This window comes from Achromobacter sp. FW305-C-28 (genome assembly GCF_058783235.1).
In genome coordinates this window covers 443,899-456,565 of the sequence record NZ_JBYSYL010000002.1, presented here as the reverse complement: position 1 = coordinate 456,565, position 12,667 = coordinate 443,899, and the positions used below count along the sequence as shown (strand labels likewise).

Here is a 12,667-nt window from a genome sequence, read left to right as displayed (position 1 = left end):
CCAAGGAACCGCCATGCAAACCTTGATCTCTGTTGCACCCACTGCGCCCCAGGACGTGCGCCTGCCCGACAGCCAGCGGGTGCGCTGCGAAGTCTGGACCCGCGTCATGGGCTATCACCGCCCCGTGTCTTCCTTCAACACCGGCAAACAAGGCGAATTCAATGAGCGCCGCTTCTTCGTCGAACGGCGTGCCTGACGCACCCGCTGGCCGCAAGGCCGCCCCGGCGGCGCGCCGCCAGGCGCTGCGCGTGGCCCACGCCGCGCCGCCGCGTCCGGTGGCGCAGCCGCTGCCGCGCCATTGCGCGGCGGTGGGCGGCCTGACGCCGTTTTCCACCGTGGACTGGCCCGGCACGCTGGCTGCCGTGGTCTTCATCGCCGGCTGCCCCTGGCGCTGCCACTACTGCCACAACCCCGAATTGCAGACCCGCGCCGCGCGCTACGACTGGCGCGACGTGCGCGCCTTCCTGGACAACCGCCAGGGCCTGCTGGACGCCGTGGTGTTCTCGGGCGGCGAACCGCTGAGCGAACCGCGCCTGCCCTCGATGATCCGCGAGGCGCGCCGCATGGGTTTTCGCATCGGCCTGCACACCGCCGGCATCTACCCGCTGCGCCTGGCCGACGTGTTGCGCTACCTGGACTGGGTGGGCCTGGACATCAAGGCCGACGCGCAAGGCTATGACGACATCACTGGCCGGCGCGACTCGCAACGTCCCGCCCAGGCCTGCCTGACGCAATTGCTGACGGCCGGCGTGGATTTCGAATGCCGCCTCACCTGGCATCCGGACTGGCTGAGCGAAGCCCGTCTGCTGGCCCTGGCCGGCGAACTGGCGCGCCGCGGCGTGAAGCGCTTTGCGGTGCAAAGCGCGCGGGCCAGCCCCGATGCGATGCCGGCCTGGCACCTGACCGCCCCGGCGCAGGCCGCATTGCAGGCCCTTTTCGAACAGTTCGCCTACCGTTGACCCGGGCGCCGCCCGGCCTGGCCCAGCTGCGCCGCCAGCGCCGTCTGAAAGCGCGGCGACACCACCGCGCCCACGTTGCAGCGCGACCAGGGCGACACCGCCGTCGGGTCCACGCTGAACACGCGGCCCGGCGCCATGATGACTTTCTCGGGCATCAGGTCCTGCGCCAGCGTCAGTGAATTTTCCACGCCCGGAAACGCCGCCCACAGATACAGCGAGCGTGTCGGCCGCACGTGCACCTTGGCCCCCAGTGCATCCAGCACCTGCAAGGCGTTGCCCGTGGCGGCCTGCAAACGCTGGCGCAAGCGCACCAGGTGGCGTTCGTAGTGGCCCTCGCGCAGCATCACGTCCACCATGCGTTCGCAGTATTCCGAACTGCTGACGTGCACCAGCGCCTTCAGGTCGGCCAGGTCACTGGCCAGCGCCGCGCCGCAGGCAATGAAGCCCACCCGCAGCGCCGCCGAAAACGATTTGGAAAAGCTGCCGATGTAGACCGTGCGCTCCAGCTGATCCAGCGCCGACATGCGCACCGCCGAGGTCGGCTTGAAGTCGGCCAGCGGGTCGTTCTCGACCACGATCAGGTTATGGCGTTCGGCCAGTTGCAGCAGCTTGTAGGCCTTGGCCGGCGAGATATCCGACCCCGTGGGGTTGTGCGCCAGCGATTGCGTGAAGAACAGCCGCGGCTTCTCGCGCTGCAGCAAGGCTTCCAGCACGGCCAGGTCCGGGCCGTCCGGCAGGCGCGGCACGCCCAGCATGCGTACCCCCGCCAGCTTCAGCTTGCCGAACAGCGGGTAGTAGCCCGGATCGTCCACCAGCGCCGCCGCACCCGGCGGCAGGAAGTAGCGGATCACCAGGTCCATGGCCTCGTTGGCGCCGTGCGTCAGCACCAGCTGCGACGGCGCCGCGCTGATACCCACGTCGCCCAGCTTGCGCACCAGGCTTTCGCGCAGCGGGGCGTAGCCAAAGCGGCTGCCATAGCGGAACAAGGTGCCCAGGCCGGTGCGCACCACCCTCTGGTGGTAGCGGTCCATGCGCATGTCGGCAAGCCATTCCACCGGCGGAAAGCCGTCGCCTGCGGCGATGGCGTCGGGCTGCGTCTTCAGCTGTTCGCGCATCAGCCAGACGATGTCCATGGCGCGGCTGAGCTGGCCCGGTTCTTCGTCGGCCGCGCGTTGCGCCGGGCCCGTGTCCAGCACATAGAAGCCGGACCCGCGGCGCGGCTCGACCAGCCCGCGCGCCACCAGCATTTCAAACGCCACCACCACCGTGTTCTTGGCGTAGCGGTGCAATTGCGCCAGCTCGCGCAGCGACGGCAGCTTGTCGCCGGGCCGGTAGACGCCGTCGGCGATCTGGCGTCCGATCAGGCGGGCCAGGCTTTCGGCGATGGGTGCGGCGCGCGGGGCGCGGCCCAGGGGATTGTCGTCGTCCACGGGGTGGGATTCCAGTCGGGAGAAGGCCGAAATTGGTGCAGTGCAATGGTACTGTTCGTCCAAACTGTACCTCTGAATGCCGGTACAGTTTACCTAGAATCTCGCCACCTGATTCTTATATGGAGACATGCCATGGTGGCCGATTCACGCCTGCCGAACTTCCGCGCCCTCGCCCCCGCCCAACGCCTGTCGGCCATCGCCGACGCCGCCGAACTGACGCCCGAGGAACGCCAGTTGCTGGCCGAACCCGGCGCGCTGGGCCTGGACCGCGCCGACGGCATGATCGAAAACGTCATCGGCGCCTTCGAGCTGCCGCTGGGCGTGGCCGGCAACTTCCAGATCAACGGCCGCGACGTGCTGGTGCCCATGGCGGTGGAAGAGCCGTCGGTGGTGGCGGCCGCCTCGTTCATGGCCAAGCTGGCGCGCAGCGGCGGCGGCTTCGAAACGTCCAGCACCCGGCCGCTGATGCGCGCCCAGGTTCAGGTGCTGGGCCTGACCGACCCGCACGGCGCGCGCCTGGCGCTGCTGCGCGAACGCGAACGCATCGTGACGCTGGCCAACAGCCGCGACAAGGTGCTGATCGGCCTGGGCGGCGGCTGCCAGGACATTGAGGTGCACGTGTTCGCCGACACCCCGCGCGGCCCGATGATCGTGCTGCACCTGATCGTGGACGTGCGCGACGCCATGGGCGCCAACACCGTCAACACCATGGCCGAGGCCGTCGCCCCGCTGGTCGAGGAAATCACCGGCGGCTCGGTGCGCCTGCGCATCCTGTCCAACCTGGCCGACCTGCGCCTGTCGCGGGCCCGCGTGCGACTGACGCCCGACGTGCTGGACACCAAGGACCGCAGCGGCGCCGAGATCATCGAAGGCGTGCTGGACGCCTACACCTTCGCCGCCATCGACCCCTACCGTGCCGCCACGCACAACAAGGGCATCATGAACGGCATCGACCCGGTCATCGTCGCCACCGGCAACGACTGGCGCGCCGTCGAAGCCGGCGCCCACGCCTACGCCTGCCGCGACGGCCGCTACACGTCGCTGACCCATTGGGAAAAAGACGCTTCGGGCGCCCTGGTCGGCACGCTGGAAATGCCGATGCCGGTGGGCCTGGTGGGCGGCGCCACCAAGACCCATCCGCTGGCACGCATCGCGCTCAAGATCCTGGCGGTGCGCTCGGCCCAGGAACTGGGCGAGATCGCCGTGGCCGTCGGCCTGGCGCAGAACCTGGGCGCGCTGCGCGCCCTGGCCACCGAAGGCATCCAGCGCGGCCACATGGCGCTGCACGCACGCAACATCGCGCTGACGGCAGGCGCCGTCGGCGCCGAAATCGACGCCATCGCCAAGCGCATGGCCGCGGAACACGACGTGCGCACCGACCGCGCCGTGGCACTGCTGGAGGAACTGCGTAAACCGGTCTAGGGGCTGGCATCGGCTGGCGGCCCACCGCCGGCCGCACAAGAACAGAGGCGGCGCGCCAGACCTGGCCGCCGCCCATCCATCAAGGAGACAGACATGGATAGAGACAGCAAGGTGTCCGCCGGACGCCTGGCCGAAGTATGGAACGACACGGTCGACCTGCGCCACCTGGCCTGGGCGATCGCCATCGGCATCGGTGTCAGCGTGGCCGGCTTCTACGCCGCCAGCAGCTGGCTGCGCACCCGCGTGGCCTCGCCCGAACTGGCCCACGCCTACGCCATGCTGGCGGGCCTGGCCGGCTGCGTGCTGGCCGGCGTGATCTGCGCACGCCTGTTCCCGCCCAAGCGCGAAGTGGTCGAGCACAGCGCGTCGCACGATCCCGCCTGGCGGGCCGAAGTGCTGGCCGAACTGGCCGCGCAACCCGGCGGCCTGGGCACCCTGGCCGACCTGCCGCCCGCGGTGGTCGAGGAACTGAAAGCACTGGACCTGTACGAACTGTTCGCCGCGCCGGCCCCCGCGCCCGCCGCCCGCAACCTGCCGCAAGGCGCCGCCAAAGAGGTGCTGGCATGAGCGATCCCGCACTGCTTGAACAAATCATGGTGGCCGCCGCCATGGGTCTCTTGGGCGCCGTGGTATTCGCCGCCATCGGCCTGGTGTCCGGCACCGACGAGACCACCACGCTGGCCCCGCTGACGCTGCTGGTCGTGCTGCTGGGCGTGCCGCCCGCCGGCGTCTTCACCTTCTTCCTGGCGGGCGCCGTCGCCAAGCACATGACCCACGCCGTGCCGACCGCGCTCTTGGGCATACCGGGCGACACGCTGGCCACGCCATTGCTACAGGACGCCAACATGCTGCGCAAGCTGGGCGTGCCGCACATCGCGCTGCGCAAGATGGTGTCCGGCGCCATCGTCGCGGCCTTCGTGGCCGTGCCGCTGGCAGTGCTGTTTGCCGTGCTGCTGGCGCCGTTCGGCGGCGCCATCACCAAGTCGGCGCCGTGGATCTTCCTGGCCGCGGCCGTGCTGATTGCCTACTTCTCGGCCGGCCGCTGGGCCGCCGTGGCGCTGCTGGTGCCCTTCGTGGTGGTGATCGTGGCGCTGCAAAGCCTGACGGCCAAGTACGGCGTCAAGCTCAGCATCAGCTACTTCCTGGGCATTGCCATCGGCCCGCTGATCGCCGACCTGTTCACGGTAATCGCGCCGCAGGGCCGCGCCAAGATGATGCGCGACAAGGTGCGCACGTTCTCGCTGGCGCCGGACGTGAAGGGCTGGTCGGGTTACTTCCCCAACCCGCTCAAGGTCATGGACCGCATCCAGACCCGCTGGACGCTGGCCACCGCCACGATTTCCAGCGCCACCTTCGTGTTCAGCCCCGTCGCCATGACCGTGGTGCTGGGCGAACTGGTCGGCTCGCGCATCAAGCACGCCTACCACCGCCTGACCACCGTGCTCAGCGCGCGCAACGGCGTCACCGAGGCGACCTACATCGCCGAGGCCCTGATTCCGCTGATCGCCTTCGGCCTGCCGCTCAGCCCGGTGGCTGCCGGCCCCGCCGCGCCGTTGTTCAACGCCCCGCCCCGCTTCACGGTGGATGCGGCCACCGGCGAAACCCACAACCTGCACAACCTGCTGAACCACTGGGAATTCCTCGGCTACGGCATGCTGGCGGTGTTGCTGGCAGCGGTGGTGTCGTACCCATTCGCCATGAACTTCGCGCGCCGCGCCGCGCTGTTCGTGTCGCGCAAGGTCAGCCACGAGGCCATCATTGCCACCTTCGTCGGGTTGATCATCGTGATCAGCGTCTGGGAAGGCCAGTTCCTGGGCCTGCTGGTGATCCTGACCATGGGCCTGTTCGGCGGCCTCTTGTCGCGCCTGTTCGGCTTTAACACCGGCGTGCAGTTCATGGGCTACTACACCGCCGTGCTGACGGTGCCGGCGCTGGTCAAGCTGGTGGCGTAACGCGCGGTCCATTCAGGCGGAGCCGGTGCGCTCCGCCTGTATCCCCCTCCCACTTGATCCCGCGCAAAGCGGCGCGTCATGCCTTGCTCTAGCCTCGGAACCACTGTTCCTATGAAAGGCTTCTTCATGACGTGGTTCCAATCACTCACCCTCGCTGGACGCGAATTGCTGCCCATCGTCCAGGGCGGCATGGGCGTGGGCGTGTCCGCCCATCGCCTGGCTGGCGCCGTCGCCAGCCAGAACGCGGTCGGCACCATTGCCAGTGTGGACTTGCGCCATCACCACCCCGACCTGGTCGAACAGACCGAGCACTGCCGCGACCGCGAACGCATCGATGACGCCAACCGCGTGGCGCTGGACCGCGAAGTGCGCGCGGCGCTGGACATGGCCGAGGGTCGCGGCCTGGTGGCCGTGAACGTCATGAAAGCCGTGCGCGACCATCCGGCCCTGGTGCGCCAGGCCTGCGAAAGCGGTGCCCAGGCCATCGTCATGGGCGCCGGCCTGCCGCTGGACCTGCCCGACATGACCGCCGACTATCCGAAGGTCGCGCTGATCCCGATCCTGTCCGAAGCGCGCGGCGTGGCCGCCGTGCTGAAAAAATGGATGAAGAAAGGCCGCATGGCCGACGCCGTCGTCATCGAACACCCCGGCTACGCCGGCGGCCACCTGGGCGCCGCGCGCCTGGACGACATCCACGACGAACGCTTCGAATTCAAGCGCGTGCTGGGCGAATGCCACCAGCTGTTCCAGGACCTGCAACTGGGCAGCGACGCGCCGCGCCTGATCGTGGCCGGCGGCGTGGGCAGCCATGAGCAGGTCAGACACTGGCTGGCCAACGGCGCCGATGCGGTGCAGGTCGGCACCGCCTTTGCCGTCACGCAGGAAGGCGACGCGCACGAGAACTTCAAGCGCGTCCTGATGGACGCCGACCCCGCCAAACTGGCCGAATTCACCAGCGTGGCCGGCCTGCCCGCCCGCGCCGTCGCCACGCCGTGGCTGACCCGCTACCTGCGCCAGGAAAAAACGCTGCAGGCCGGCGCCCGCTGCGACCCGCGCCGTTGCAGCCAGCGCATGGACTGCCTGACGCAATGCGGCATCCGCGACGGCATCTCGCGTTTCGGCCAATTCTGCATCGACCTGAAGCTGGCCGCCGCCATGCGCGGCGAAGTCAGCCGCGGCCTGTTCTTTCGCGGGGCGTCCAGGCTGCCATTCGGCGATGCGATGCGCAGCGTACGGGAATTGATGGATTACCTGCTGAACGGCAGGATGCCGGCCGCGGCATGACGATTGGCGGGTGCGGGGGCAACGGCCCCTGAGGCTTCCGTAAATTTCTGAACGACGTACAATATTATTCGTTGTCCAATAATTTACAGCCCCATGCCCACCCCCGCCACGCCCGCTCTCCCCGCCCCCGGTCTGCGCGAACGCAAGCGCCAGCAAATGCTGGACCATCTGGCCCAGACCGCCTATCGCCTGTTCGAAACGCTGGGCTACGACGCGGTCACCATGGAACAGATCGCGGCCCAGGCAGACGTATCCAAGGGCACGCTGTACAACCACTTTCCGGTCAAGGAAGCGCTGCTGGCGCATCGCTTCCACACTGAACTGGCCGCGAGCGCCGCCGAGCTGTTGCCCGCCCTGCGCGCCCAGCCCGACTTCGCGAAACGACTCAAGCGCGTGCTGCATGCGTCGGCGCACTGGTCTGAATCCAACCGTGCCTATCTGGGTCCCTACCTGCGGTACCGCCTGTCGACCCTGCGAGCGGATGACGTCACCGAAAAATCGCCACGCAGCGGCATGCAGGCGCTATTCGAAGGGCTGATCGCGCAAGGCCAGGCTGCCGGCCAATTGCGCACGGACCTGTCCGCCGCACGCCTGGCCCACCAGTTGCAGTTCCTGCACCTGGGCGCCCTGCTGCGATGGCTGGACCTGCCCGGCACCAGCTTGCGCAAGGAATTCGACGCCCTGTTGTCGCTGTTCGTGCAGGGCGCCGCCGCGCCCGGGAACGCACCATGACACCGCAAACGCCCACTGGCCCGTCCCCTGATCCCACGGCGGAATCCCTGCCTGCACTCGCCCCGCCGCCCGCTGCCACGGCCGACGCCGACATCCTGGATTGGGCCGCCGCCCGCCACGCCGGTCCCGCCGTCGTGGGAGGCAAGGGTTGGCAACTGGCGCGCATGGCCGAACTGGGCGTCCCGGTGCCGCCCGGGTTTGTGCTGTCGGCCCAGGCCGGCGCCACCCATCGACACGGTGCGCCCGTACCGCAAGGCGTGGCCCAGGGGCTGCGCGATGCCTTGCACGCAAGAGGCTGGCTCGACACGCCCTTGGCCCTGCGTTCGTCCGCCCCGCAGGAAGACGGCGGGACGGCTTCATTTGCCGGCATCCACCTGTCGTGCCTGAACGTGCGTGGCGCGCAGGCCGCCCTTGATGCGCTGCAACGCATCCGGGATTCGGCCTGGACACCGCAGGCCGATGCCTACCGTCAGCGGCTGGGCCTGGGCAATGATGACCGGCCCATGGCGGTGGTCGTCATGCCGCTGGTGGCCGCCATCGCGTCGGGTATCGCCTTCACCTGCGATCCGCTGACGGGGCGCCACGACCACATGGTGATCCACGCCAACTGGGGCCTGGGCGAATCGCTGGTCGGCGGCCTGGCCGACGGCGACGAATACCGGCTGCGCGCAGACGCGTTGACGCTGACCTGGTCGCTGATGGACGCGCGCATCGGCGCCAAGCGCCGAACCACGCAGTCCATCGAAAGCGGTGGCACGCAACTGGTGGACCAAACCGCAGACCAGGCCACGCGGGCCGTACTGACGGCCGCGCAGATCGACACCTTGGCGGCGCTCGTGCGCGACGCCGCGCGCGCCCTGGATTATTCCGCCGCGCCCTACGATCTGGAATGGGCCTGGGACGGCAGCCGCTTCTGGATCGTGCAGGCGCGCCCCGTCACCGCCCTGGCACGCCACACCTATCCCGGCCTGCAATCACAGCCGTCGTACTGGTCCCGCGGCAACACCCGCGAGGTGCTGCCGCAGCCCATGTCGGCGCTGGAATGGGACGGCGGCCGCCTCATGGCGCAACGCATGTTGACCTGCGGATTCGAGCTCAGCGGCTACCCCACGCTGCCGGGCGTGCGGATGGTGACAATGTTCCAGGGCCGCGCCTACCTGGATGCCTCCGTCATCCAGTGGATCGGCCACGACGCGCTGGGCATCGCACCGCACGCCATGAACGCCATGCTGGGCGGCCCGCAGCCCGATATCCAGGTGCCGCGCCCCACCCTGCTGCAACGGCTGAACCATGGCCTGCGCATGCTGCGCTATCTGCGCCGGGCCGCGCCGCTGCGCCGCCGCGCCAAAGACGATCTGCCGCGCCAGTTCGCCCGCGCCCAGGCCTGGCTCTACGAAGCGCTGCCCGCCACGCCTGCCGAACTGGGCGCCAACCTGCACGAACAATTCCTGACCGTGGCCGCGGCTGACGACCTGTTCTTCCTGCAAGGGTCCGGCGGCGGCGCGCTATCCAAGTTGCTCGACATCGTGGAACGGGCCCGTCCCGGCGCGGGCCACGCCTTGACCGCCGCGCTGATGGCCGGCGGCGAGCCCAGCGTGACCGCGGCGCAAAGCTATGCCTTGATGGCGCTGGCGCAATTGGCATCGCTTGAACCGCAGGCGCTGGCCTGGCTGCGTACGCCTGACCGCGACAGCGCAGCCTGGGCCGACCAGTTGCCGCCGGACAGCGCGTTTCGCCGCGCGCTGGCGGATTTCCTGGCGCGCTACGGGCACCGCGCCGTGTACGAAACCTATATGCGCAACCCCCGCTGGCGCGAGGCGCCCGGCTATGTCCTGGACAGCGTACTGAACCTGATCGGCACCGATCCCGACGCCCTGCGCGCCCACCAGGAACAGGGGGCGCGAGAGGCCTGGCGCCAGGTGCGCGCGGTCTTGCCGTGGTGGCAGCGGCCGCTGGCCGCCAAGCTGCTGGCGGCCGCCCGAATCGAAGGCGCCCAGCGTGAAGCCGCGCGCAGCGTGCTGGTGGCCTACCTGGCGGCGGCGCGGCGCAGCGCGCTGGAACTGGGCGCAAGGCTGATGGCTACGCCCGATGACATCTTTCACCTGACCGCCGAGGAAGTCTTCGCGCTGGCCGATGGCCGCCTGGCGCCCGTCCACGCCGAGCGACGCGCGGCGGACCGGCGCGCGCAATTGCAACGGTGGGCCGAGACCCCGGACACCGACGTGATCGTCGAATATGAAAACGCGTCGGCAGCGCAGGCAACCCTGGCCGCCGGCACGGCCGCGCGCAACGCCGCTGCGCCCGCGGACGCCGACACATGGCGTGGCACCCCTGTATCTGCCGGTCGGGCCCAAGGCCCGGCCTTCATCGCCCGCGACCCGGCCCAGGCGCTGGCCATGCCCGTAGGCGCCATCCTGATCGCGCCATCCACCGACCCCGCCTGGACTCCGCTATTCCTGCGCGCCGGCGCCGTGGTGATGGAAGCCGGCGGCTACCTGTCGCACGGCGCCATCGTTGCGCGCGAGTTCGGCGTGCCGGCCCTGGTCAACGTGCAGGGCATCCTGCAGCAGGCGGCAACCGGAGATCTCCTGGACGTGGATGCCACGCAGGGCGTGGTGCGGCGGCTGCCCGCCGCCCCTAACGCGCCGCCGGCAGATTGAATTCAAACACGGCGCCCGGTTCGGACCTTTCCACCAGCCGGATATCGCTGTGGTGCAGTTGCAGGATGCGGTGCACGATCACCAGCCCCAGCCCGCCGCTGTCGCGCGGGCCGTTGGCCAGCACGGAAGCGCGGGTGAACAAGCCCGCGCGCAGCGCCTCGGGAATGCCGGCGCCGGTGTCGCTGACCCGCACCTGCACGCCCTCTCGCGCCTGCCCCAGGCTCAGTTCGATGTTGCCGCCCGGTGCGCTATGGCGGATGGCGTTGTCCAGCAGGTTGGTCAGCACGCGCTCGATCATGCCCAGGTCGGCCCGCACCGGCGGCAACTCATGCGCGATCGCCGTGGTCAGCCGTTGCTGGCGTGCCTCGGCGGCCAGTTCGAATTTCTGGATCACGTCTTGCGCCAGCTCGGGCAGCGAAAAGGTCTCGGGTTCCAGCCGCACCAGGCCGGATTCCAGCCGCGCCAGTTCGAACAGTTCCTGCGCCAGCCGGCCCACCTTGCGGCTTTGCGCCAGCGCGATGTCCAGGTAGCGGCGGCGTTCGGACGCATCCAGCGTGTCGTCCTTCATGCGCAGCGTTTCCAGGTAGCCGTGCAGCGACGTCAGCGGGGTGCGCAGATCGTGCGAGATATTGGCCACCAGGTCGCGCCGCTGCTGGTCCTGCCGCGTCAGTTCGCGCCATTGTTCTGAAATGCGGCGGCCCATCTGCACGAAACTGCGACGCAGCAGGGAAATCTCGTCGCCGCTGGTGTCCGTAGCGTCCGCGGGCTTTTCGAGCGCCGCCAGCGCCCTGCCGTCGTCGCCGTCGAAATCCCGCACCGCGCGCGTCAGTCCGCGCAAGGGCCGGGTGATCAGCCCGAACGCCGCCAGGCCCGCCACCAGCCCCAGCAGGGCCACCAGCGCAATCGACCACAACGTCGTGCGCAGCACCGAGCTGCGCGACACCGCCATGGCCAGCGCATCGTGCGCCTGGCCTTGCAGCACCACGTACACGTAGCCCTTGTCCTGCCCCGCCACCCGCACCGGCGCGGCCGAAAACACCTTGGCCGTGCCCAGGTGACGCGGGTCGTCGCCTTCGATGGGCAGCGCCTCGCCTGCCAGGAAACGCCGTACCGGCGCCAGGTCGACCCGTTCGCGCTTGATCTGCCCCGGCGGCGCCGCGTCGCCCACGATACGGCCGTCGTTGGCCAGCAGATACACCTCGACCGACGGGTTTACCGCCATCAGCATGCCAAAGAGCGAGCGCACCGCATCGGGCTTCCAGCCATTGGCGTCCATCAATTCGTTGGTGCCGGCAATATGCTGCGCCAGGCCGCTGGACAGCCGCTGCACCACTTCCTGCTCGTAGCGCACATTGGCCGATATCTGGAACCAGGCCGACGCGCCGCAGCAGGCCAGCAGCAGCAAGGCGAACACGCCCGACAGGCGCTGGGTCAGGGTGAGGCGCTTCATGAGGCGGATTCCGGTTGCGCCGTGGGGCCGGCCGCGAATTTGTAGCCACGGCCCCAGACCGTCAGGATGCGCTGCGGATTGGACGGGTCGGTCTCGATCTTGGTGCGCAGCCGGTTGATGTGCGTGTTCACGGTGTGCTCGTAGCCTTCGTGCTGGTAGCCCCACACCTGGTTCAGCAGGTCCAGCCGCGAAAACACCTTGTCCGGGTGACGGGCAAAGAAATGCAGCAGGTCGAATTCACGCGGGGTCAGTTCCAGCCGGCGCTCGTCCACCGATGCCGTGCGCGCAATCGGGTCGATCGCCACGCCGTGCTGGCGCAGGCTGCCCGCGTCGATGCGGGCGTTGCGTTCCAGCGCGTCGGTGCGGCGCAGCAGCGCCCGCACCCGCGCCACCAGTTCCAGCATCGAGAACGGCTTGGCCAGGTAGTCGTCGGCGCCCAGTTCCAGCCCCAGGATGCGATGCACCTCGCTGGACCGCGCACTGGTGATGATGATGGGCGTATAGCGCGCCATGGCCCGGGCGCGCTTGCAGATTTCCAGGCCGTCGATGCCCGGCAGCATCAGGTCCAGCACCAGGGCGTCCCAGTCGCCTTCTTCCAGCCGGCGCATGCCTTCGTTGCCATCGGCGGCGTGCTCGACGGCGTAGCCCTCGTCACGCAGGTGCAGGCGCAGCAATTCGGCAATGTGGGCGTCGTCTTCGACGATCAGGACGCGGCGGGGCGTATCCATGGGCGGGCTCGGGTCGGTGGCGCGGCCGGGGGCCGCAAAAACGCCCGCCG

At 69.3% G+C, this 12,667-nt stretch carries 11 protein-coding genes; 8 read left to right on the top strand and 3 right to left on the bottom strand.

What is annotated here, in order from left to right; translation table 11 throughout:
• Positions 1-13 precede the first annotated feature (13 nt).
• Both nrdD and AC3WMR_RS07085 read left to right on the top strand, forming a co-directional pair.
• A complete protein-coding gene (nrdD, locus tag AC3WMR_RS07090) occupies positions 14-196 on the top strand; it encodes an anaerobic ribonucleoside-triphosphate reductase (RefSeq protein ID WP_492263347.1) in 183 nt (60 codons plus the stop codon).
• A complete protein-coding gene (locus tag AC3WMR_RS07085) occupies positions 162-959 on the top strand; it encodes an anaerobic ribonucleoside-triphosphate reductase activating protein (RefSeq protein ID WP_492263346.1) in 798 nt (265 codons plus the stop codon). The genes nrdD and AC3WMR_RS07085 overlap by 35 nt, the downstream gene beginning before the upstream one ends.
• On the opposite strand, the gene AC3WMR_RS07080 is transcribed toward AC3WMR_RS07085, so the two are convergent.
• Positions 950-2,389, bottom strand: a complete 1,440-nt coding sequence (locus tag AC3WMR_RS07080) for an aminotransferase-like domain-containing protein (RefSeq protein WP_492263345.1) — start codon at positions 2,387-2,389, stop codon at positions 950-952. The two genes, AC3WMR_RS07085 and AC3WMR_RS07080, sit on opposite strands and share 10 nt — an antisense overlap.
• Before the next feature lie 132 nt (positions 2,390-2,521).
• Here AC3WMR_RS07080 and AC3WMR_RS07075 point away from each other — a divergent pair, with 132 nt between their 5' ends.
• The 6 genes from AC3WMR_RS07075 (at position 2,522) to AC3WMR_RS07050 (ending at position 10,439) form a co-directional block, all read left to right on the top strand.
• A complete protein-coding gene (locus AC3WMR_RS07075; RefSeq protein ID WP_492263344.1) occupies positions 2,522-3,811 on the top strand; it encodes a hydroxymethylglutaryl-CoA reductase, degradative in 1,290 nt (429 codons plus the stop codon).
• Between the two features lie 93 nt (positions 3,812-3,904).
• Positions 3,905-4,378 carry a hypothetical protein gene (locus tag AC3WMR_RS07070; RefSeq protein WP_492263343.1) on the top strand — a complete coding sequence of 158 codons (474 nt, stop codon included), beginning with the start codon at positions 3,905-3,907 and terminating at the stop codon, positions 4,376-4,378.
• Positions 4,375-5,763, top strand: a complete 1,389-nt coding sequence (locus AC3WMR_RS07065) for a tripartite tricarboxylate transporter permease (RefSeq protein ID WP_025137710.1) — start codon at positions 4,375-4,377, stop codon at positions 5,761-5,763. The genes AC3WMR_RS07070 and AC3WMR_RS07065 overlap by 4 nt, the downstream gene beginning before the upstream one ends.
• 126 nt (positions 5,764-5,889) lie before the next feature.
• Entirely contained in the window at positions 5,890-7,047 is a 1,158-nt protein-coding gene (locus AC3WMR_RS07060; protein ID WP_492263342.1) for an NAD(P)H-dependent flavin oxidoreductase, read from the top strand.
• Between the two features lie 93 nt (positions 7,048-7,140).
• Positions 7,141-7,779: a TetR/AcrR family transcriptional regulator gene (locus tag AC3WMR_RS07055; protein WP_492263341.1), complete on the top strand. Its 639-nt coding sequence runs from the start codon at positions 7,141-7,143 to the stop codon at positions 7,777-7,779.
• Complete coding sequence (locus AC3WMR_RS07050; protein WP_492263340.1) at positions 7,776-10,439, top strand: PEP/pyruvate-binding domain-containing protein; 2,664 nt, start codon at positions 7,776-7,778, stop codon at positions 10,437-10,439. The genes AC3WMR_RS07055 and AC3WMR_RS07050 overlap by 4 nt, the downstream gene beginning before the upstream one ends.
• Here the strand turns inward: AC3WMR_RS07050 and AC3WMR_RS07045 are convergent.
• Both AC3WMR_RS07045 and AC3WMR_RS07040 read right to left on the bottom strand, forming a co-directional pair.
• Entirely contained in the window at positions 10,417-11,889 is a 1,473-nt protein-coding gene (locus AC3WMR_RS07045) for a sensor histidine kinase (RefSeq protein ID WP_492263339.1), read from the bottom strand. The two genes, AC3WMR_RS07050 and AC3WMR_RS07045, sit on opposite strands and share 23 nt — an antisense overlap.
• A complete protein-coding gene (locus AC3WMR_RS07040) occupies positions 11,886-12,617 on the bottom strand; it encodes a response regulator transcription factor (protein WP_492263338.1) in 732 nt (243 codons plus the stop codon). Before AC3WMR_RS07040 ends, AC3WMR_RS07045 begins: the two co-directional genes overlap by 4 nt.
• Positions 12,618-12,667 lie beyond the last annotated feature (50 nt).